The sequence below is a fragment of the uncultured Bifidobacterium sp. genome (genome assembly GCF_963540075.1).
Taxonomy (GTDB): domain Bacteria; phylum Actinomycetota; class Actinomycetes; order Actinomycetales; family Bifidobacteriaceae; genus Bifidobacterium.
The window spans coordinates 25,736-46,858 of sequence record NZ_CAUTOG010000003.1 but is presented as its reverse complement, the minus strand read 5'-3'; the positions used below and the strand labels follow the sequence as shown (position 1 = coordinate 46,858).

Here is a 21,123-nt window from a genome sequence, read left to right as displayed (position 1 = left end):
GTTCCGCTGAATGATCTGCAGGTGATCGGTATGGGAGGGATGCGACGATGAGCGACAGCGGCGTGACGGTTTCGGTGCGGTCCTGGACGACGGGACTCGGGCGTTCTCGTCCCGTGGGACGGGCGCTGGTCATGCCGGGCATCGGATACACGGTGGACCGTCCGCTGCTGTACTGGTCGGCCAGGGCCCTGTTATGGCAGGGATGGCAGGTGGACCGCCTCGATCTCGGCCTGCAGGATCCCGTCGACTTCCCCTCCACCATCAGGGTTATGGACCGCGTCATCGACAGATGGGCGCAGGATGACGCGGACGCGGCGCCGGACGGGGATGCGTCGCTTCCCCGTCTCGTCGTCACCAAGTCCCTGTCGACGCTGACCTATCCGCATCTGGCCGAGCGAGGGATTCCCGCGGTCCTCATGACTCCGGTGCTCAACCCGCCGCCCTTCGATCCCCATCGTTCCGTCATCCCCGTCCCCGACGCCATGAATGCCGGCGGATCGGCGGTCGACCTCCGAGGTTCCTCCGCCGTGCGGGTCCCGCCTCTTGTATGCGCCGGGGACGCCGACCCCTATTTCGACGCCGGCCTCGCGCGGAGGCTGACGGACAGGGTTCTCGTGCTGTCCGGAGGAAACCATTCGATCGAGGTGCCCGGTGACTGGCGGACGTCGCTGACGCATCTTCGGAGGGTCGTCGCCGCCGTCGCCGACTACGCCTCATGCCTCGTGCGATGACGTCGTTCCCGATGCGTCTCATGTGATCGTCCGGCGCCGTCACTACCACCCGCCGCACGACATGTCCCGTGAACGCGCACGAACCGCCGTCCTGGGCGGCGGGCATCGTCCATCAGCCCCACTATTCTGGCAGCGACAGCACAACCCAATGTTGAAGGAGTAGTTGTGGCAGCAATTGAAAGCGTCTATGCGCGTGAGATCCTCGATTCCCGCGGAAACCCGACCGTCGAGGTCTATCTGGAGACCGAGGACGGCGCGTTCGGACACGGTCTTGTTCCCTCCGGCGCCTCCACCGGCGAGGCCGAGGCCTGGGAGCGTCGCGACGGCGACAAGTCGCGCTATCAGGGCAAGGGCGTGCTGGATGCCGTCAAGGCCGTCAACGAGGTCATCGCGCCCAAGGTCATCGGCATGGACGCCACCGATCAGCGCGCCCTCGACGACACCATGATCGAGCTCGACGGCACCCCGAACAAGGGCAAGCTGGGCGCCAACGCCATCCTCGGCGTCTCGCTCGCGGCCCTTTACGCGTCGGCCGAATCCGCCGAGCTTCCCCTGTACCGCTACATCGGCGGAACCAACGGGCATATCCTGCCGGTGCCGAACATGAACATCATGAACGGCGGCGCCCATGCCGACTTCGCCACCGACATCCAGGAGTACATGATCTCCCCGTACGGCTTCGACTCCTACCATGAGGCCCTGCGCGCCGGCGTCGAGGTGTACCACACCCTCAGGAACGTCCTCAAGAAGGACGGCCTGGCCACCGGTCTCGGGGATGAGGGCGGCTTCGCCCCGAAGATGAAGTCCAACGAGGACTCGCTCAAGTACATCGTCGACGCCATCTCCGCCGCCGGCTACGAGCCTGGACGTCAGATCGGCATCTGCCTCGACGTGGCCTCCTCCGAGTTCTACAGCAAGCAGACCGGCAAGTACCGCTTCGACGGCGCGGACCGCGACGCCGAGTACATGCTCGACTACTACGAGAAGCTCATCAACGAGTACCCGATCGTCTCCATCGAGGATCCCTTCGAGGAGGAGGGATGGGATGACTGGGCGTCCATCACCGAGCGTCTCGGCGGCCGCCTGCAGTTCGTCGGCGACGACCTGCTGGTGACGAACCCCAAGCGCCTGCAGAAGGCCATCGACATGGGTGCGGCGAACTCGCTGCTCGTCAAGCTCAACCAGATCGGAACCGTCACCGAAACCCTCGACGCCATCGAGCTGGCCACGGCCAACGGCTACACCTCGATGGTGTCCCACCGTTCCGGCGAGACCCCGGACACGACGATCTCCGACCTGGCGGTCGCCAAGAACACCCGCCAGATCAAGACCGGCGCTCCGGCCCGCGGCGAGCGCATCGCCAAGTACAACCGCCTGCTGGAGATCGAGGACGAGCTGGGCTCCACCGCTCAGTACGCCGGCTACAGCGCGTTCAAGGCCTGCAAGAAGTACGTGAAGTAGTCGTCCAGGCTTCGAATCCGGGCTTCGGCCCTTCCCCGTGCCCGCCGCGTTCCGTCGAATGCGGCGGGTACGGTCGTTGTCATGAGCTCATCACGACGCACCCGTCGGAAGGACGGCACCGGGGGGCATCGTGCCGGATCGGGGCCGCTGGCGTTCTTCGTCTCGCTCATCATCGTGGCGCTGGGGGCCATCCAGCTGGTGTCCGCCTTCCATACCTATGCCCTTGACGTGGCCCAGCTCAATGGGCTCAAACGGCAGGAGGCCTCTCTGATCGCCCAGAAGAGGTCCCTGGAGGAGGAGATCGCCCGCTGGGACGACAAGGCCTACGTCACGGCGCAGGCGCGGGAGCGTCTGGGCTTCGTCTTCCCCGGTGAGGTCTCCGTTCATGTCGAGCATCCGGAGGCCGTGGAGGGATCCTCGTCCTCCTCGTCGTCCTCATCCTCGGGCCAGACGTCCACGACGGTGCTGCCGTGGTACACGGAACTGGCCAACGGCATCGAGAAGGCCGATGACGCCGCCGCCCTGAAATCGTCCTCGTCGTCGGCTTCGTCGTCGTCGGGTTCTTCCTCGTCCTCCTCCTCAACGCAAAGGTGATTCCCGATGCCAGCAGGTCCTGACGCATCCGATGACATGCTCGTCCGTCTCCTCGTGGACCGGGTCATGGAGCATCCGGCGAGCGAACGGGATATTGATGACGTCCAGTCCCAGCTCGGCCGCTATCCCCGTGGCATCGTGGCCGTCGGCGCCCGATGCGCATGCGGCCGGCCGCTCGCAGTCGTCACCAGGCCTCTCCTACCCGGAGGGATCCCCTTCCCCACCACCTGCTATCTGACCGGTACCCGTGCGGTGCGCGCCGTTTCCCATCTCGAGGCCGCGGGGGTCATGAGGGAGCTGTCCGAGAGCATCGCCGCGGATCCGGTCCTGGCCCGCTCCTATGGGCGGGCCCATAGGCTGTATCTGGCCTTCCGGCATGCCCTTGCGCGGCGTCTCGGCGACGACGAGACGCGCATCGCGTCCGTAAGCGCCGGAGGCATGCCGACGCGCGTCAAATGCCTGCACGCGCTGGTGGCCCAAAGCCTTGTGATGGGTCCGGGGGTCAATCCCATCGGCGACCTCGCGCTGGAGCGGATGAAGGGCGAGTTCGATCCGGCCGTCTGCCGCTGCGAGACGGGGACGGTCGCCGGGGGACGGTAGATTGCCCCGGGCGTGGAGCCGGAGGAATGGTTCCGGCGTGAGGCCCGCGTCCGGGCCATGATCGCGAAGCGGAAGGAAGAATGATGACGGATACGGTGACGGTGGCGGGGATCGACTGCGGGACGAACTCCATCAGGCTGAAGGTCTCCGAGGTCTCCTCCGACGGCTCCGTCCGTGACGTGGTGCCGAGGGTTCTCCGGGTCGTCCGTCTGGGTCAGGACGTGGATCGCACGCACCGATTCGCCGACGAGGCGCTTGACAGGGCGTATGCCGCATGCCGGGAGTTCGCCGACGTTCTGGCCGCGCATCGCGTCGACGGCCTGCGATTCGTCGCCACCTCGGCCACTCGCGACGCCTTGAACCGGGAGGATTTCGAGTACGGCGTCAGGTCGATACTTGGGGTGACCCCGGAGGTCATCCCCGGTACGGAGGAGGCGGATCTGAGCTTCCTCGGAGCCACCAGCGTCGTGCGCAGGGATGCCGTCACGGCACCCTATCTCGTCGTCGACCTCGGGGGAGGGTCCACCGAGATGGTGATCGGTGGGGACGGCGTGACGGTTCCCTCGACGAGGGTTCGCGCCGCCTTCTCGATGAACATCGGATCCGTGCGGATGACCGAGCGCCATCTCGTGTCCGACCCTCCCACGCAGGGCCAGATCGACGAGGCCGTCGCCGACGTCGACCGGCATATCGATGAGGCCATGACGGTGGTGCCGGCGGGGGAGACGGGGACCATCATCGGGGTCTCCGGAACCGTGACCACCATGGCCGCCCTCGCCATGGGACTGAAGGAGTACGACCATGCCGCGGTCGACGGGGTGACGATTCCCTTCGACCAGGCCTATGAGGTCGATGACCGCTTCCTGCGCATGTCCCGCGCCGACCGCGCCACGTACCGCACGATTCACCCCGGCCGCATCGACGTGGTCGGCGGCGGAGCCCTTGTGTGGAGCCGTGTGCTGCGTCGGGTGTCCGAAGCGGTATGGCGGTCGCGGGGGGTGCGTCTCGATGCCTTCATGGCCAGCGAGCATGGTCTGCTGGACGGCATCGTCCTCGACTATGGCAGGCATCTGCTCATTCGGCGGTGATGGACGGACAGCGGATGGATGGACGTCCATCACCGGTTCCCGTGTTCCGGGTTTCCCCGCTCCCGGGCGGTAGAGTGGAGAGGGCCGGATCGCTCCGGCGGGCCCCCTTGGCGAAATCGGTAGACGCAGCTGACTTAAAATCAGCCGCCTTCGGGCTTGCGGGTTCGAGTCCCGCAGGGGGCACGGGCCTTGCGGCAGTAGGGCTCACGGCATGTCGGAAGACGACGGCTGCGTCGACGCATCGAACACACATCGAACACAGACCGAATGTGGTGCACCGGAGGGAAATCCGCGGAAGGAGCGGGAATGAGCGATCGCAGAGCGGTGACGGACGATGACGGATCCGTGGGTCCGGGCGCGGTTCCGGAGATGCTGGCCCAGGCCGTGCTGGCCGCGGCCGTGCTGTGCGCCGGGGAGATCGTCTGCGCGCCGCTGTACTTCCAGTTGGCCCGCATGGTGGTGGCTCTGGTCCCCTGGGCGCTTCTGGCCTGCCTGCTGTCCTCGGTGTTCGTCTTCGTTCCGGGATTCGCCCTGCTGTGGTGCGCCGAGTCGCTGGCGATGAAGGCCCCGCACCGGGCGGTCCCCTTCGTCTACGCCGTGGTGGGCATGGTCGGCTTCGGCGTCTGGAGCCGCCTGGTCGTGGTGTCCGTCATCGACGTGGTGCTGTCGCCGTTCGGCTACGCGGCGCTGGGGACATCGGACGTTCTGGCGGTCACCGTCAACGGGGGGGCGCTGGGCTTCATGGCCTTCTTCCTGGCGTCCTATCTCGGCTCGCGTTTCGCCGCGAGGCGAAGGGGCATCATCCTCGCCGGCGTGGTGACGCTGCTGCTGACGCTGGCCGGAGCGGCCGTCGCCTTCCTCATGTTCTCGAGGCTTTACTGAGGGCCCTGTCGGTCGCGATGACGGCCCGTGGCGGCGTTCGCCGCGATTCCGCATATCCGGCAGAACCGGGTGGTGCTACGCTGGGTGACATTGTCTGGAAGGAGACCGGATGGACACGTCCATGCCTGAGGTGAACGCCGAGTTCGGCGCCACGCCCGTCATCGCCTTTCCCGGAGAGGAGCCTCCCGAGGGTCTTAAGGTCGCTCAGCTCGTCGAGGGCGACGGTCCGGTCGTGCGGGTCGGAGACACCGTGACCGTGAACTACCACGGGGTCGTCTGGGGAACGGACAAGCCCTTCGACTCGAGCTTCGTCAGGCATCAGCCGGCGAGCTTCGGCATCGGCGTCGGGCAGGTCATCCGCGGATGGGATCGCACGGTTCCCGGCCATAACGTCGGTTCCAGGCTCGTCGTGTCCATACCGCCGGCATACGCCTATGGATCCCGCGGGGTGCCCCAGGCCGGCATCGGCGGCGGCGACACCCTCGTCTTCGTGATCGACGTCATCGCGACGCGCTAGACGGGGGAATCGAGGAAGGCGCCGGCTCGACACCGGCGCCTTTCGCCATCGTACGGGGCGTTCGAGGACGTCGTTCCCGGAAAACATCATCACGATCAGGAGGTTATCGATATGGCTGAGGAGAAAGTGGTTCTGCTCACGCAGAAGGCCTACGACAAGCTCAAGGAAGAGCTCACGTGGCGCGAGGGACAGTACCGCGACGAGATCACCGAGCGCATCGCGGCCGCGAGGGCCGAGGGCGACCTGTCCGAGAACGGCGGATACCAGGCGGCCCGCGAGGAGCAGGGGAAGAACGAGGGACGCGTGAACGAGCTGACCGTCAAGCTCCGCAACGCCAAGATCCTGCGCCCGCCCGCCGCCGGGACGGTCGGCAACGGCTCCGTGGTGACGCTGGAGCTCGCCGGGCGCGAGATGGTGTACGTGCTGGGCGCCCGCGAGATCACCGTCGCCACCGACTACGACGTGGTGAGCCCCGAATCGCCGATCGGTGCCGCCATCATGGGCGCGCACGCCGGCGACGAGGTCAGCTACAAGGCTCCGAACGGTCGCGAGATCACCGTGACCATCAAGGAGGCGCATCCGCTCGCCTAGCGCGTGGCATCCGGCCGGTGGTCTCGAGCCTTGCCCCTGCTCTCTTGCGGCAAGCTCGAGACACCCTGCCCTGCCGTCTCCTGCAATGCCGTCGCGGCCGCATGCGATGACGGTCAGTTGTCCCGCACCCGGAACAGGGGTGCGGGATTTTCATGCCCGGGGACGATCGGTCGGGGATGACGGGGGCGGGTGATCATGGCCGCCGTGGAGGGGTCCGACCGCCTCGGATTCCTCCACGGGCCGATGTCCGGCGGTCGCGGACGTCGGAGTCTATCCCAGCTGCACGACGACGAGGTAGATGGCCACCATATGGCAGGCGAATCCGGCGACCGTCCCCAGATGGAAGATCTCGTGGAATCCGAACACCCGTGGCCAGGGGTCCGGATGCCGCAGGCCATAGACGATGGCGCCGGCGATGTAGCAGGCGCCGCCGGCCGCGATGAGTGCGACGACCGCGGGTCCCGCCGCCGCCGAGGTCCAGAACATGCCCATGAAGGACACCCCGGACACCCCGAAGACGATGTAGACGATGACGTAGAGCCATCGGGGCGCGGTGATCCATACGACGTGGATGGCCAGCGCCACTAGGGTGCAGGACCACATGCCCACGATGATGGCGTCGCGCCAGAAGGGGGAGAGGGCGAAGGCGACGGGCGTGTACGTGCCGGCGATGAGCAGGAAGATGTTGACATGGTCGATGCGACGCAGCACGTCGGTGACGCGCGCCGACCAGTCGCCGAGATGATACGCGGCGGAGTTGCCGAAGAGGATGAGCGAGGCCGTCATGAACACGGCGCACGCCCATTTGAGGCCGGCGCCATGCGCTATGCAGATGAGGACGATTCCCGCCGCCAGGGCCAGGGGGGCGGTGACGGCGTGAATCCATCCGCGCAGCAGCGGCTTGGGGCGCCCATGGACGTCGAGCCGCACCTTGCGGGGCGGCCTGTCGGGATTTTCGATGTCCCGGGCGCGGGTCTCCGCCTTCCTCAGGGTCCTGTCGATTCGGGCGTCGGCCTTCCGGCGGATCCTGGCGGCCGTCAGCTCGGACCGCGCCCTGATCTCCTCGGCGCGGGCATGGCGGGATCTCCGCAGCGCTTCGGTGGCGCCCCGGATGGCTGAGGAGTCGTGCGCGTCCCCCCTCGCCGGGTCGGACGTCGTCATGTTCGTCTTTCGCGTGCCTGAATCGGTGGATGCGGCGGCGGCGACCTCGTCGTCGATCGGCTTCGGCCCCGGCGTCATCGCGGCTGTTCCGGCCGGCGTCGCGCCATGGGGATCGTCTGTTCTGTCGGATTCTTCCAGGAATCGCATCCGTACCTCCGCTTGACTACGGAACCGTAACCTACGCTACCGTAACAAACGTTACCGCATCATTCCCCGCTGTCAATCAGAGTCGTGCTTCAGCTCGGTCGGCGGCGTCCCCGGTGGAATCGTGCTGGGTAGGATAGGGAGCCATGGCCGATTTCACGCAGATTCTGTCCACGCGTCCCGACCTGTCCGATGGGGACAGGGAATGGCTCCACCAGCTCGTCGCCGACTGGCAGGTCATCGCCGACCTGAGCTTCGCGGATCTTCTTCTCGTCATGCGGCGCGGGGACGGCCGCTATGTCGTCGCGGAGCAGTGCCGTCCCTCGACGGTGATGACGCTTCGCATCGATGACGCCGTCGGCGAGGAGGTCGACGACGCGCTCGTTCCGGAGATCGACGCCGCCATGCTCTCCGAGGCTCCCGTCAAATCGCACCGTCTGTGCCGGGTCGGTCGGGCGGACGTGTGCAACGTCTACGCCCCCGTCCATCACGAGCGAAGGACGCTGGGACTGGTGGTGAGGCAGACCAACATGGCGACCCGCGAATCGAACGGACGCTATGAGACGGAAAGCATCAACGCCGGCAAGCTTCTTTTCGACATGATCTCCCGCGAGCAGTTCCCCTACAGCAACCCCGTCATGAGCCAGAGGCATGTCGCCCGCGTCGCGGACGGATTCATCCTCGTCACCAACGACGGCATCGTCCGCTACGCCTCGCCGAACGCCATCAGCTGCTTCCGTCGGCTCGGATCCCTCGTCACCATGCAGGGCCACTATCTTAGCGAGCTGGGCACCGAGCTACTGCAGGCCAAGGATCCGGTGCCGGAGGTGCTGCCTCTCGTCCTCAGTGGCAAGGCCGCCGTGGACTCGGAGCTCGACGCCAGGAGCTCGGCGGTCTCGCTCAGATCTCTACCCCTGTTCGACGCCGTCGGACGCACCGGGGCCATCGTGCTGTGTCGGGACGTCACCGAGATCCGACGACACGAGCAGGAGCTGGAGACGAAGGACGCGACGATTTCGGAGATACACCACCGCGTGAAGAACAACCTCCAGGCGGTCTCCGCTCTGCTGCGTCTTCAGGCCCGCAACACCAGGTCCGAGGAGGTGCGCAAGGAGCTGGCCGAGGCGCAGCGTCGCATCCAGACCATCGCCATGGTGCACGAAGGCCTGAGCCAGACGGCTGATGAGATCGTCGACTTCGACAAGGTCATCGCCAATCTCCTCCATATGAGCGTTGAGCTCGCCTCGATGAACGACCAGCACATCCGCATCAGCTACCTCGGACGCTTCGGGATGATGCCCGCCCAGGACGCCACCCCTCTTTCGCTCGTGCTCACCGAACTCATCACCAACTCCGTCGAGCATGGATTCGAAGGGCGGACGGAGGGGACGATCACCGTGTCCGTGGGACGTAGCGGGAACAACCTCAACGTCGTCGTGGAGGATGACGGATCCGGCATGGGCGCCGAGGAGGACCATGGGATGGCCAGGTCATCCGGTTCGGGGCTCGGCACGCAGATCATCCACACCTTCGTCACCAACGACTTCGGGGGATCCGTGCGGTGGGAGCCACGACGGGAGGGCGGCACGCGCGTGGTGCTCGACATCCGCCTGCGCGCGGCACGGGAGACGGAGGGCTGATGACGTCCGGGACGCGCTTGTGGGAATAGGGATGACGCGCATGCGCGGCGTTCATCGCGCCGGTCCCGCGGATTCATGGCCGACGCGGGATGGAGGGGCGTGGACGCGGTGTCCGAGGTCGCGGCCATGAGTTCCGTGCCTCTCCTGCGAAACGATGACATGCCATCGAAGGCGATTCGATGACGATTAACGAAACGGGTGTTCCGGCGGAGACACGTCGGAACACCCGCTGCTTCACCGAAAAGGGCACGGGCTAGCCGTCCCTTCAGACCGGTCAGATCTGCATCTGCAAATTCTGCGACCGGCGCGCCCGCATGGCGCGCCGCTTAAGCGCGCGGCGCTCGTCCTCGCTCAGACCGCCCCATACGCCATAGTCCTGATTGGTGTCCAGAGCGCATTTGAGGCAGGCATCGATGACCTTGCAGGTGCGGCACACGGCCTTGGCCTCCTCGATCTGCTGATATGCGGCGCCCGTGTTGCCCACCGGGAAGAACAGCTCCGGATCCTTGTCTCGGCACGCGGCCCTGGCCCTCCAGTCGAAAGCACTGCTCATAACGTCTTGCCTTCCCCGAGTCATCCGACGATGACCGATATATGTAATCCTGTATCAGGAAAGCACGAACACCCCGACTTTTCAAGGTTTTTCACTCTCCGGCTCCACCCGCAGAGCGCATTGCACGGACATAGTCCCGCCGTGGCCGATCATCACCGCTCTGCCGGGCAGGCCGGCATCGTCACCGAGTTCGTCCAGGAGGGCTGAGGGGATGCCGTTCATGAGATTCGCCGCCCGGTCCATGGAAGGGAAGACGATGCGCGTCGTCGCGCCATCCAGACGGATCCTGTCTGGATGGGCCGTCGCCAGCACGGCGGCCGAACGTCCCGTCGCCAGGGCGCGGTTCAGGTCGGCAAGGAGATCCGGTGGAGACGCGGGATCGAGCAGCGCGTCCGCGTCCTCCATCAGCCATACGGTCGTGACTCCGGACCGCTTTTCCCCGTCGTGAGGCGACGAATCCTGAGGATGCCGGTCGTCGTCGGAGGTTTTAATGCGGGTGGAAAGGCCTCCCGCGTCGCCGTCCCGCATCGGACGGAGGAGGCGCAGGCCGCGACAACGCCTCATCGCCTGCGTGACGGTCCGCAGCAGGATGTCGCGTCCGCTTCCGGGTCCCCCCACGATCATGACGGCCTCGCCGGGAACAAGCCGAAGAACGGCGGGGGACAGCCGGACTCCGTCATCGGCCAGTCCGAAGACCACGTCGATGCCATGCCCCTCGCGCCTCCCGCGGTCGCCGTCTGCGGCTCGCAGGACGGGAAGACTGCGCGGCAGCGGTTCGCTGAACAGCCGCGGCGGCGGGGGAGACCCCTGGACGTCGGCCGCGCGTCGTATCGCGGTGACGAGGGCGGCGGCGTCCCCTGCATCCGCGCAGCGGAAGCGCGTGATGCCTTCGCCGTCGTTGCAGTAGGCCGTTCCCGGTTCGCGGGGACTGATGGCCGCGGCCCTGGCATCGCCGATCAGCTCGACGGACTGCAGGGAGTCCCTGACCCTGAGGCAGATGTTGAGCGACATGTTCGCCTTCATCTCCCCTCCCACCTGTCCCAGAGGACTCTGCGTGCAGGCGATCACATGCATGCCCAGGGACCGGCCGAGCGAGGCGAGACGGTCCAGACGGTCCATGTAGCCGGGCAGACGGCCCCGAAGGGCATGGAACTCATCGATGACCACGACGATCGCCGGCGGCGGAGGATCGATCCGGCGTATGTCCGGAACCCGATGCCGCGCGGCCAGGCGCTCCCGGCGTGTGAGTTCGGATTCCAGCGCCCGCAGGGCGCGGCGCGCATGGGAGAGGTCAAGGTCGCTGACGCTGCCGACCACATGCGGGAGCGCCTCGAGGTCGGTCATCGCCGCTCCGCCCTTGAAATCGAGGAACACGAACAGCAGACGGTCCGGGGGGTTCGCCGCCGCAAGCGCAAGGCACCATGACCGCAGAAGGACGGATTTCCCCGATCCGGTCGTGCCCGCGACCAGGGCATGGGGCCCGTTGGCGCCAAGATCCAGGGAGAAGGGCGAGCCATGCGCGTCCGTGCCGATGGTCGCCCGCATCGCCGTGGTCGCTGCCTGCGAGACCCAGCGGCGGACAAGACCTCTCCAGGCGTCCAGGGGGGCGGGGGAGATGTCCATCAGCTCCTCGAGGGATGGACAGAGGATCGTCTGGCCCGGTTCGATGAGAGGGGCTGATGGCGGGGGTTCCGTCGCCCGGTCGTGCAGGCGGCGCCTTCGTCGTATCGTCGCGACCAGCCAGACCGCCGGGGCCGTGAGTCCGACGGCGGTCATCGCGGCGAAGGTCCACTGACGCTGGACGATCATCATGACCAGCAGCAGGATCTGGCCGGTCAGCGGAGCGGCCGCCAGAAGAACGGGCGACGTCTCATCCCCGGAGATCCGGTTTCTGTGGGGCTCCGAAGACGCGCCGGAGCCCGGTCCGTTCGGCGGGTCAGCGGGTGATGGCGACATGGACCCATCATGTGGGTGATCGGCCGGAATCCTGCGCCATGGGTTTTCCGTGGTCGCGGGCGTATGCGACCGGTGTGCGTCGAAGCGGGAGTTCGGACGTCCCGTCCGCGTCAGGATTCGGCGAGTGTGCCCACGGTTCCGGCGTCATGCGTGCCGTCCACGAGGGAATCGAACAGCGTCGTGTTCCTGGTCGCGTCGAGAAGCACGCAGGAACCGACGCCGCTGACGTAGTAGCCGGGATTGGTCCAGTACACGCTTCCCGTCACTCCGCCGGAGCCGGTGGCGGACCGGAAGGCCAGCGCCATGCTCAGCAGGGTGGAGGGCGAGGTGTCCTCGTCCACGGTGACGGAGTCCAGAGCGGTGGATGCAACCGACGTCACCTTCGAGGGATTGGACAGAATGCTGGCCGACGTGGCCTTGCTGACGATCGCCGCGATGACCTTGCGCTGCCGCGCGGAGCGTCCGAAGTCCCCTTCGGAGTCCGCATACCTCATGCGTGAGAAGGCGAGCGCGGTGGTCCCATTGGCGTGATGGCATCCGGCCGTCCAGTCCAGTCCGGAATAGGAGTCGTTCACCGTCTGGTCGTAGCAGAGAGTCACGCCGCCCAGAGCATCCACGACGTCTTTGAGACCACCGAATTTGATCTCCGCCACATGGTCGATCTTGTGTCCGGTGATGCCCTCGACCGCGCCGACCAGCGCCGAGCGTCCATCGGTCTCGGACACCGCATTGATCTTCATCGACGTTCCGGACACCGTCACCAGCGAATCCCGTGGGATCGAGATCAGGGAGCTGGGACCGCTTCTCGGCTTGACGAGGACGAGGATCGTGTCCGTTCGTGACCCGGGCGTGGCCGAGGCGCTTCCACCGGCCGTGCCGTCGCGTTCGTCGGACCCGAGAATGAGCCAGGTGGTCGCGCTGGTGTCGTCGGAGGCGGAAGTGAGCCAGGATTCCTTCTCCAGGCGGCCGTTCACCCAGTTCCATGCACCGAACACAAGCAGGGCGAGCAGCGCCAGAACGACGAGAAGGGCGAGGAGAATCCGACGCCCGATTCGTCCCTTGCGCGGTCTATGGCCCTCCGAAGGATTCCGCTGCGTTCCATGTGAGGAGACCCCCCGTGGTCTCGCGCCGAGTGGGGATCTCCCCTCGACGGGACGCGCTGGTCTCGTGCCGGTGGAGCCGGTCGTCCGTCCGGAGGAGGACGATGCCGGGCCGCCATGACCGCTCGGACGTCGCTCGTGCGGCGCCGGAGCATATGACGGCGTGCGCGAGGAACCGGCGTGGAAGGAGTCCGGCGCGTCGTCATGGCGTGACGGGGATGAGGGCGTGAAACTGGGCGGGAGCCCGCCGCCGGCGTCCGGGATGGCGTGGCGGACCATGCGTCCACGGGTCTCACGAGGCTGCCTGTGCAGTCCTGAGGGGATGAAGCTGGGCGGATTCTCGTCGGACTGTGATCCGGTGGTTCCTTCGCCCATGTTGCCTCCGTCGTGACGCCCTTCAGCACACATCTACACGTCGAGACGATGACGAGGCGTTGGGATGCATCAATCCTGCGCAGGAACGGCACATATGGTGGCGTTGAGATAGCGGTCGGCGATGCCGATGTACTCGCCGGTCGAGGCGTCCCTGATCGTTCCGGTCTCGGGGTCGACCACTCCTCCGGTGGCGGGGTCGATAAGGGTCCCGGAGGAGGTGGTGATCAGGCCGGTCGTGGGATTCACGGTCGAGGATGACGAGGACGAGGACGAGGACGACGAGGACGACGAGGACGTGCTCTGGTCCGTGAGCGGCTTCTCCTCGCGCAGCTTCGCCCATACCGCGTCCGCGGAGGACGTCCAGACCACCCGGTTGACGTTCTGCGGGGCGGTTTCGACGGGTACCGTGCGCATGTACAGCTTCGATGTATTGAGGTTCTTCAGGCTCATCGCCAGACCGGCAAGCGTGGTGGTGCTCGCCATGCCGCTGCTGATGTTCAGCGAGTCGAGGGCGGCCTTCGCCAGCTGGTACAGCTGGCTGGTCTGCGTGAAGAGGTTCTTCTCGCTGGCCTGCTTGAGAAGCTCCTTGATGAGGTACTGCTGACGCGTGGTGCGCATGATGTCGGAGCCATCGGTTCCCGTCCCGTGGCGCATCCTCGCGTACTGCGTCGCCTGCGTGCCGTTGAGATGATGCAGGCCCTTGCTCAGGCTCAGGCCCGTGTAGGAGTCCTTGGTGGTGACGGGGATGCAGAGGTTCACGCCTCCGATGGCATCGATCATGTCGCGCAGTCCCGCGAAGTCGACCACGATGAAGTTCTGCAGATCCAGTCCCGTCAGGGAGTTGACGGCGTTCATCGTGCAGCTCGCCGCCGAGGCGAGATCGCCGCCCTTGGCCCAGGCGGTGGCGAAGATCGAATTGAACATGACGTCGTACTGCGCGGGGATCGTGCCGTTGGACGTTTTGCAGCTCGGCACGTCCACGAGGGAGTCGCGGGGGATGGACACGAGGTTGATGTAGGAGCGGTCCGCGCTGATCTGGACCACCATCGTGGTATCGGCGTTGTGCAGGCCGCTGTCGTCCGAGCCGCCGATCGAGCTGTTGCCCGAGCCGTCCCGCGTGTCCTGGCCGAGCAGCAGAAGGTTGATGGCCTTGCCCGCGTTGGGATCCACAAGGGTGGGCGTCGATGAGGCCGTGCTCTGGAGGATGACGTTCACCTTGCCGTTGTTCACCGACGAATCGAAGTCCAGCCATGTCGCCGCGGCGATTGACGCGGGAAAGGCGAGAACCGCGGCGATTGCCGCCGCGAGGATGGTGCGCAGCCGGTGGCGGACGAGGAAGTTCCTCCCGTGACGCGGAGCCTGCGTCCTCCAGCCGGTGAGGATCGTGGGTCTCATGACCCTTCGCCTGTGAGAAGCCACGATACGGCCTTCCTCCAGGGACGCGAACGGCCCTCATGACATTCTGAGCGCGGCTAGTTCCCGTCCATCGTGCAACGAACCACTAAATGATACGGCAAAACATTGGAGAATCATGTGAAGCCGCGGATGGTCCCTGTCATCCCTTCGGGAGCGGGGACCATCCGCGGCCGTGATCCGGCTTCGGACGAGAGACGCCGATGCCTCTGGAAGCCCGTGGGGTCTTCTGCGTACACTGGAGTGGTGCATTCGACCGATACCACCGACATCGAGGCCCTCGTCACGCGTCTTGCCGCAGACCTTCGGCCGGAGGGACGTCCTAAGGTCGATTCCATGGTCGCCGCGGTCATAGCCTGCGAGGGGGATCGTCGGTTTCTTCCCGAGACCTTGTCGTCGGTGCTGTCCCAGAGCGTTCTTCCCGCCACGGTGGTGATCGCCGACTGCGGATCGCCGGTATTTCGCCCGGCTGCGCTGGACGTCGACGTCTCGGCGCCGACGACGGGCGAGGAGGGCGATCCCTCCCATACGGCTCTCCAGACAGGAGGGCGGGTGCTCGTCCGGATCGTGTCGACGGCCGGTGCCCGATCCTTCGCCGACGCCACGTCCCGCGCCCTCAGACATGCCGAGCTCGGTCCGGAGACGAGCGCTCTGTGGATGCTGCACGACGATTCGCGCCCCGTCGGCCCACGCTGTCTCGAACGCCTCCTCGACGCCCGCAGCAACACTCCCGGAGTCGGGGTCATCGGCGTCAAGCAGCTGTCCTGGGATGGAAAGCGACTGCATGAGGTCGGCTACTACGCCCACGGCCATCGGTGCGAGACGCTGGTCATCGACGGGGAGAGGGATCAGGAGCAGTACGACGACAGACGGGATGTCTTCGCCGTCTCCCTGGCCGGTGCGCTTGTTCCGCTGTCGGCGCTTACTCGTTTCGGCGGCATCGACCCATGGTTCGGCACCTTCGGGGAATCCTTCGACTTCTGTCGTCGCGTCTGCCGGAGCGGGGGGCGCGTCCTCATCGTTCCGCAGGTCGCGGTGGCCCATCGTCGCGCCCGGTTCGAAGGAGTCAGAAGCAGGTCGGGGATGCCGCTTGAGGAGGGGAGTCCGAGGCGCGCGACCATGGCGCGGCTTGTCGCCGAGCAGCGCTACCGCTACACGGACATCCCCCTTGCGTGGTGGCTTCTGGTGTGGCTGATGAGTCTTCCCGCTTCGGTCGTGCATGCCGTTGTCTGCCTCGTCGGTAAACGCCCCTACGAGGCCTGGTGTCGTCTGAGGCTTCCGTGGCTGGCGTGGGCGTCTCCTGTCAGGGCCGTGGCCGCGCGCCGGCGTCTGCGCCGTCACGCGAGTCTTCCGCTGTCACGTCTTCCCATGCTGATCGTGGACCGTCGTCAGATGTCCCGATGGCGCGACAGGAGGACGGCCTACGTCATACAGAACGGACCGGCGATGGCCGGACCGCTGGAGAGGTCTCATCTGCACCGTCGGGCCGTGAGCCGATTTCTCGCCGCCGCCCTGATGGCCCTCGCGTCGCTGGCCGCCCTTGTGATGGTCCGCATCGATCTTCTCAGGGCCGCGTTCTCGGGAGGGTCCCTGTCCTCGGGCGGCTGGCTTGCCACGGCCGCGGACTTCACGCAGGTTCTTCGTGCGGCGGATATGGGCTGGTTCCTGGGCGACACGACGGGATTCGCCATGCCGTCGACCCCGTGGATGTGGGTCTGGGCGTGTCTGTCCGCGCTCACCCTGGGCAACATGTCCGCGGCGCTCGTCCTGCTCTTCTTCCTTTCGGCCCCAGCCGCGGCTCTCTCCTTCTGGGCTCTCGCCGGAGTGTTCACGCGATCCGACGGGGTGCGCGTCGCCGGCGGACTCGTCTGGGCCGGCACCGCCGCGCTTCTGGGCCTGTACCAGTCGGCGAACCTCGCCATGCTCACCGTCATGGTGTTCCTTCCCGCCACCATGGCATTCGTCTTCCGGGCCGTGGCGATGTACCACACCGAGGACCCTCGCCGACCTCACGCCTCCGTCCAGGCGGCCGCCTGCGCCGGGCTCTGCGGAATTCCCGTGGTGGCCGCCGAGCCCCAGCTGGTCCTCGCGTTCGCCGTGGTGCTGATCGCCTTCCTCATCCTCGTCAGAGGGCATCGGGTGATGCTGCTGCTCATTCCCCTTCCCTGGGTGCTCGTGCTCGCGCCGCTTCTCGTGGATTCGTTTCGCGGAGCCTCGGCGGGAACATGGCGGCAGCTTTTCGGCGACGTCGCCGTGCCCACCATGCGCCTGGACGGACATCCCTCCGCGCTGAGTCTGGTGGGGATGCTGGAGCGTGCGATAGGGGGCTGGGGCTCCAATGCCTTCTCGACCAGGTCGGGAATGATGGCCGCGTCCTCGTGGATCGTCATCGGGGTTCTGACGCTGCTGTCGGTGCTTGCGCTGGTGCTTCCCTTCGTCCTGCGCGTCTCGCGGATGATGTGGGTGGTCATTCTGTCCGGGACCCTGCTGGCGATGGTCTCGGCACGCATCGGAGTGGGTGTGGATTCCGGCGGGGTCGTGGCGGGATCGACGCTTCCTGGCGTCGCCTTCATGATCCTCGGCCTGCTGTCCTGCTCCTGCATGGTCGCAGGAGGTGCCGTCCGGCGCTTCGATCCTCTTCCCGGCGCCTCCCGCCGTGGCAGCGGGAATCGCTTCGGGGTGGGGCCGGCGGTTGTTCGTGCTGCCCGCGGAGGTCTTGTGCTGCTTCTGATGGCCTGCGCCCTCCTCTGGTCGGCCTACGGCCTCGCACGAAACGTGGGGACGACGGCGACGATCGTCGATCGGGGGCTTCCCATGATCGCCCAGGACTATCTTGGACGCTCCGCCGGGCGGAGGATACTGGTGCTCCGCATGGATGCCGGCTCCGTCGCCGAGATCGGGGTGATGCGCACCGCGCGTGGGGATCTCGTCGATTCCTCCCCGTCGGCGCGCGTGCGCCTGATGCTCGATGGATCCACCGGGATCGGCTCCGACGTCTCGTCGGCGGTCGCCGGCCTCGTCGAGCGCGAGGACGACGACGCCGTCGCCAGAATCGCCGCCTCCGGGTTCGGCGGCATCTACGTCGTGACGGACGACTCGTCGGACTCCACGTCGAAGGCCTCGGAAAGGCTGATCGCGAACATCACCGCAAGCGACGGGGTGCAGGTCGTCGTCAGCGATGACGCGGGGGTCTACTACCGGTTGTCGGCAGCAGGCGGCTCGTCGGGAATGGCCGAGGGAGAGAAGCGGGCCCTCGCGGATCCCTGGCGTCGGGCATGGCTGGGGGCACTCGTCGTCACGGGCATATGCTTCCTTCTCGTGGCCGTTCCGACCCCATCGAAATCGCGGAGGGGGATGCTGTGATGCGTCGGATGCATTCCGCCTGGAGAATCGTCATCGCGGCCGCCACGGTGGTCGCCATCGTCATGGTGATGGCCGGTCTCGCCCTGTACCGCCCCGCATCGGCCTGGGTCGATGCCATAACCGGCACGTCCACGAGAATCAGCCGCGTCACGGCGGCCCAGACCGATCTCTACTGTCCTGCGCGCATGACGCTGGCCGATACCGCCGAGTACGGCGACAGCGAATTCCGTCCCTCCGAAGGGAACATTGCCTCGGCATCGCGGTATCTCGCCAGCGGATCGGTGTATCAGGCCATCGTCTCGTCACTGGACGGATCGTCGGCTTCGCGTGATCTGTCATCCTCCTCCCTGGATGACGGCGGTCTCGCCCTGCAGAATGACTCCTCGGGTGATTCCCGGCTTCTGTCGGCTTCATCCCTCGACGTGGAATCGGGGACCGGTCTGGCGGCATCCACCGCCTCGTGGGCGACAAGCGGCGACCTGCGTGGGATGTCGGCGGCGTCCTGCGTCGTTCCCGCGCTGACGCAGACCCTCGTGCTGTCGGGCACACGGACCGGCACGACGCAGCAGCTTGTCGTGGCCAACCCCTCGGCGAAGTCGACGGCGGTCGGAATGACCATCTGGGGGACGGATTCGGCCGGACGGATGACTCCCTCGACGGGAAGCACGGTCACGGTTCCCGCGGACGGGGAGAAGACGGTCGACCTGTCCGCCGCGGCCTCCGGGCAGGAGGGGCTTGTCGTCACCCTGTCCAGCACCCAGACCCCCGTCGCCGCGGTGGTGCGCAGCGTCGTCATGGACGGCCTGTCCGTGGGAGGATCCGACTACGCGCTGCCGGCCGCGGCCGCCTCACGGTCGGAGTCCCTTCCGGGCGTGGCCGCCGGGGACGCCGTGCGCGTGGTTCTGTTCTCCCGGCGGTCTGGTCATGCGACGCTGAGCTGGCTCACCTCCTCGGGGTCCTCCCGGGCCGGCACCGTGACCTTGACCGCCTCGCAGGTGTCCTCCGTCGATCTGGGAACGGCCCCGAAAGGCGCCTACGCGCTCGCCGTGTCCTCGGATTCGGCGCTGATCGCATCCGCGGTGGCGACCAGGTCGAACGGGTCGGGACAGTCGGACTTCGCCTATCTTCCCGCCTCATCGGCATCCAAGGATGGCGCCGTGGCGCTTCCCGCGGGTTTGTCGGGCACCCTGGTCGCGGTCAATGCCTCGGACGTCGACGTCACGGCCACCGTGCGGGTCTACGACTCATCGGGGAATCCCGACGGCTCGCGGAGTCTGACGGTCGCGGCGGGATCAGCGACCGGTCTGGACCTGTCCTCCTTCGATGGGTCGGCGGCGGCGGTGGCGATGCAGTCCTCCGGCGGGCTGTCCTGGGGCGTGCGCGCATCGAGCGCCGATCTGTCCCGCCGATCCGTCGCGGCCGTCGCCTTCCTCGGTGCGACGGCTCTGGAACCCACGCTCGTCACCGTACGGACGTCCAGGAACCAGAACATTCTCCAATGAGGCGTGAGGTCCACCCGAAGACCATGCGGCGTCGGCCTCGTCCCATGTGAACCCATCGGATGTGGGCTTTCGGATGCGGACTTCGAGCGATCTCCCTACATGCCCCAGTCGGGGTCTATCTCCTCGGGGCGGCGGCCCGCAAGATCGGCGAGACGGGAGACGAGTTCGTCGCGTATCGCCCACTGCAGGTCCGTGTGGTCGGGATTGTGGGTCTGCAGCGGAAGGCGGTACAGCACGATGCGCGCGGGCGTGCCGCGGCCCGCGGCGAAGCTGCGCGACATGAGGTCGGGCTCGTCCTCCCAGGGGGCCGGCGTCGAGGGAGGGACGTCCTCCACGGCGAACTGCACCGGGTCGATGAGCTCGGGCCATGCGTCATGCAGACGTCGTATCTGCGCGGCGGCCATGTCGTCGAACATGCCGCTCCTTGTGCGATAGCGGGGGAGCCGGACCCCGAACATCGGGGTTCTCAGCCCGCGGCCGTGCCGGTTCCGGTAGATTCGGGACTCCCATGGCGGTCTGGTGTGCATGACCTCAACCATAGCCAAGGCGACGAACGGATGCGATACGATGACCCCATCAGCCGTGAGGACGGGGAGGCGAAGCGATGCCGAGGGCGCATGAGGGGATGGATCTCGTTCCCGCGGATTTTCCCGGGAGCGTCCGCGCCGTCGCCTTCGACCTGGACAACACGCTCGCCCGATCCAAGCAGCCGATGAGCGAGGCGATGGGCCGGCGTCTGTCGGAGCTCACGGCCCTGACCACGGTCGCCGTCATCACGGGAGGTCGTCTCAGTCTGGTCCGCCATCAGGTGCTTGACGTTCTCGGCCCCTCCACGAACCGTTCGGCCATGGTGCTTATGCCCACGAGCGGCACCCGTTGCTATCGATGGGACGGGTCGTCATGGCGATGCCTGTATTCGTATGACCTCAGTCCCGAGGATCGCGCAGCGGCGGCCGAGTCGCTGCAGCGCCATGCACGGGAGCAGGGCATATGGTTCGATGACGTCTGGGGGGATCGCATCGAGGACAGGGGAAGCCAGATCACCTTCTCGGCGCTTGGACAGCTGGCCCCCTCTCCGGTCAAGGAATCATGGGATCCGACCAACGTGCTCAAGAACCGTCTTGCCGAGGCCGTGGCGGCCGATCTGCCCCATCTCGAGGTGCGGTCGGGAGGGTCGACCAGCGTCGACGTCTCCCTGAAGGGCATCGACAAGGCCTATGCGGTGCGTCGTCTTGCCGCCCTTCTGCGCATCGACGTCCCCTCGATCGTCTTCGTCGGTGACCGCATGGACCCCGACGGCAACGACCATCCCGTCATCGCCGCCGGGGTGTTCGCGGTCCGGGTGAGCGGACCCAGCCAGACGCTGCGGGTCTGCGATGTCCTGAAGTCCCGCCTGCATGAGTCGGCGACGCTTGGCGCACCCTCCGTTTCGTCGTTCTAGCCGCGGTTCCA

At 66.7% G+C, this 21,123-nt stretch carries 18 protein-coding genes and 1 tRNA gene; 13 read left to right on the top strand and 6 right to left on the bottom strand.

What is annotated here, in order from left to right:
* Nucleotides 1-47: 47 nt before the first annotated feature.
* From RWX87_RS01150 to RWX87_RS01110, 9 genes are all read left to right on the top strand, one after another.
* Complete coding sequence (locus RWX87_RS01150) at nucleotides 48-731, top strand: hypothetical protein (RefSeq protein ID WP_314686010.1); 684 nt, start codon at nucleotides 48-50, stop codon at nucleotides 729-731.
* 165 nt (nucleotides 732-896) lie between these two features.
* Nucleotides 897-2,192 carry a phosphopyruvate hydratase gene (gene eno, locus RWX87_RS01145; protein WP_314686008.1) on the top strand — a complete coding sequence of 432 codons (1,296 nt, stop codon included), beginning with the start codon at nucleotides 897-899 and terminating at the stop codon, nucleotides 2,190-2,192.
* An 81-nt stretch (nucleotides 2,193-2,273) separates the two neighbouring features.
* Nucleotides 2,274-2,786 (top strand): septum formation initiator family protein, encoded by a 513-nt coding sequence (locus RWX87_RS01140; protein WP_314686006.1) that lies wholly within the window; start codon nucleotides 2,274-2,276, stop codon nucleotides 2,784-2,786.
* Between the two features lie 6 nt (nucleotides 2,787-2,792).
* Entirely contained in the window at nucleotides 2,793-3,386 is a 594-nt protein-coding gene (locus tag RWX87_RS01135) for a DUF501 domain-containing protein (protein ID WP_314686004.1), read from the top strand.
* An 80-nt stretch (nucleotides 3,387-3,466) separates the two neighbouring features.
* On the top strand, nucleotides 3,467-4,474 hold the full coding sequence (locus RWX87_RS01130) for a Ppx/GppA family phosphatase (protein WP_314686003.1): 1,008 nt from the start codon (nucleotides 3,467-3,469) through the stop codon (nucleotides 4,472-4,474).
* A gap of 101 nt (nucleotides 4,475-4,575) precedes the next feature.
* Nucleotides 4,576-4,657: transfer RNA gene (locus RWX87_RS01125), tRNA-Leu, on the top strand.
* Nucleotides 4,658-4,780: 123 nt separating this feature from the next.
* A complete protein-coding gene (locus RWX87_RS01120; RefSeq protein WP_314686001.1) occupies nucleotides 4,781-5,356 on the top strand; it encodes a cadmium transporter in 576 nt (191 codons plus the stop codon).
* A 109-nt stretch (nucleotides 5,357-5,465) separates the two neighbouring features.
* The gene (locus tag RWX87_RS01115) at nucleotides 5,466-5,873 is read left to right on the top strand and encodes an FKBP-type peptidyl-prolyl cis-trans isomerase (protein WP_314685999.1); all 408 of its coding nucleotides are present in this window, start codon (nucleotides 5,466-5,468) and stop codon (nucleotides 5,871-5,873) included.
* A 111-nt stretch (nucleotides 5,874-5,984) separates the two neighbouring features.
* Nucleotides 5,985-6,464, top strand: a complete 480-nt coding sequence (locus tag RWX87_RS01110) for a transcription elongation factor GreA (protein ID WP_314685998.1) — start codon at nucleotides 5,985-5,987, stop codon at nucleotides 6,462-6,464.
* A 270-nt stretch (nucleotides 6,465-6,734) separates the two neighbouring features.
* Here the strand turns inward: RWX87_RS01110 and RWX87_RS01105 are convergent, their stop codons facing one another.
* Nucleotides 6,735-7,625 (bottom strand): hemolysin III family protein, encoded by an 891-nt coding sequence (locus RWX87_RS01105; protein ID WP_314686042.1) that lies wholly within the window; start codon nucleotides 7,623-7,625, stop codon nucleotides 6,735-6,737.
* A gap of 290 nt (nucleotides 7,626-7,915) precedes the next feature.
* Here RWX87_RS01105 and RWX87_RS01100 point away from each other — a divergent pair, with 290 nt between their 5' ends.
* Nucleotides 7,916-9,409 (top strand): histidine kinase N-terminal domain-containing protein, encoded by a 1,494-nt coding sequence (locus tag RWX87_RS01100; RefSeq protein ID WP_314685995.1) that lies wholly within the window; start codon nucleotides 7,916-7,918, stop codon nucleotides 9,407-9,409.
* Between the two features lie 274 nt (nucleotides 9,410-9,683).
* Here the strand turns inward: RWX87_RS01100 and RWX87_RS01095 are convergent, their stop codons facing one another.
* The 4 genes from RWX87_RS01095 to RWX87_RS01080 form a co-directional block, all read right to left on the bottom strand.
* The gene (locus tag RWX87_RS01095; RefSeq protein WP_314685992.1) at nucleotides 9,684-9,962 is read right to left on the bottom strand and encodes a WhiB family transcriptional regulator; all 279 of its coding nucleotides are present in this window, start codon (nucleotides 9,960-9,962) and stop codon (nucleotides 9,684-9,686) included.
* Nucleotides 9,963-10,043: 81 nt separating this feature from the next.
* Nucleotides 10,044-11,918: an FtsK/SpoIIIE domain-containing protein gene (locus RWX87_RS01090; RefSeq protein WP_314685990.1), complete on the bottom strand. Its 1,875-nt coding sequence runs from the start codon at nucleotides 11,916-11,918 to the stop codon at nucleotides 10,044-10,046.
* A 110-nt stretch (nucleotides 11,919-12,028) separates the two neighbouring features.
* The gene (locus RWX87_RS01085) at nucleotides 12,029-13,393 is read right to left on the bottom strand and encodes an LCP family protein (protein ID WP_314685988.1); all 1,365 of its coding nucleotides are present in this window, start codon (nucleotides 13,391-13,393) and stop codon (nucleotides 12,029-12,031) included.
* Between the two features lie 69 nt (nucleotides 13,394-13,462).
* A complete protein-coding gene (locus tag RWX87_RS01080; RefSeq protein ID WP_314685986.1) occupies nucleotides 13,463-14,788 on the bottom strand; it encodes an LCP family protein in 1,326 nt (441 codons plus the stop codon).
* 264 nt (nucleotides 14,789-15,052) lie between these two features.
* Here RWX87_RS01080 and RWX87_RS01075 point away from each other — a divergent pair, with 264 nt between their 5' ends.
* On the top strand, nucleotides 15,053-18,169 hold the full coding sequence (locus tag RWX87_RS01075) for a glycosyltransferase family 2 protein (protein WP_314685984.1): 3,117 nt from the start codon (nucleotides 15,053-15,055) through the stop codon (nucleotides 18,167-18,169).
* Nucleotides 18,169-19,671: a DUF5719 family protein gene (locus tag RWX87_RS01070; RefSeq protein ID WP_314685982.1), complete on the top strand. Its 1,503-nt coding sequence runs from the start codon at nucleotides 18,169-18,171 to the stop codon at nucleotides 19,669-19,671. The genes RWX87_RS01075 and RWX87_RS01070 overlap by 1 nt, the downstream gene beginning before the upstream one ends.
* A 95-nt stretch (nucleotides 19,672-19,766) precedes the next feature.
* Here the strand turns inward: RWX87_RS01070 and RWX87_RS01065 are convergent, their stop codons facing one another.
* Nucleotides 19,767-20,210: a metallopeptidase family protein gene (locus RWX87_RS01065; protein ID WP_314685980.1), complete on the bottom strand. Its 444-nt coding sequence runs from the start codon at nucleotides 20,208-20,210 to the stop codon at nucleotides 19,767-19,769.
* 65 nt (nucleotides 20,211-20,275) lie between these two features.
* Between RWX87_RS01065 and RWX87_RS01060 the strand changes: the two genes are divergently transcribed.
* Nucleotides 20,276-21,112 carry an HAD-IIB family hydrolase gene (locus RWX87_RS01060; RefSeq protein WP_314685977.1) on the top strand — a complete coding sequence of 279 codons (837 nt, stop codon included), beginning with the start codon at nucleotides 20,276-20,278 and terminating at the stop codon, nucleotides 21,110-21,112.
* Nucleotides 21,113-21,123: the final 11 nt, after the last annotated feature.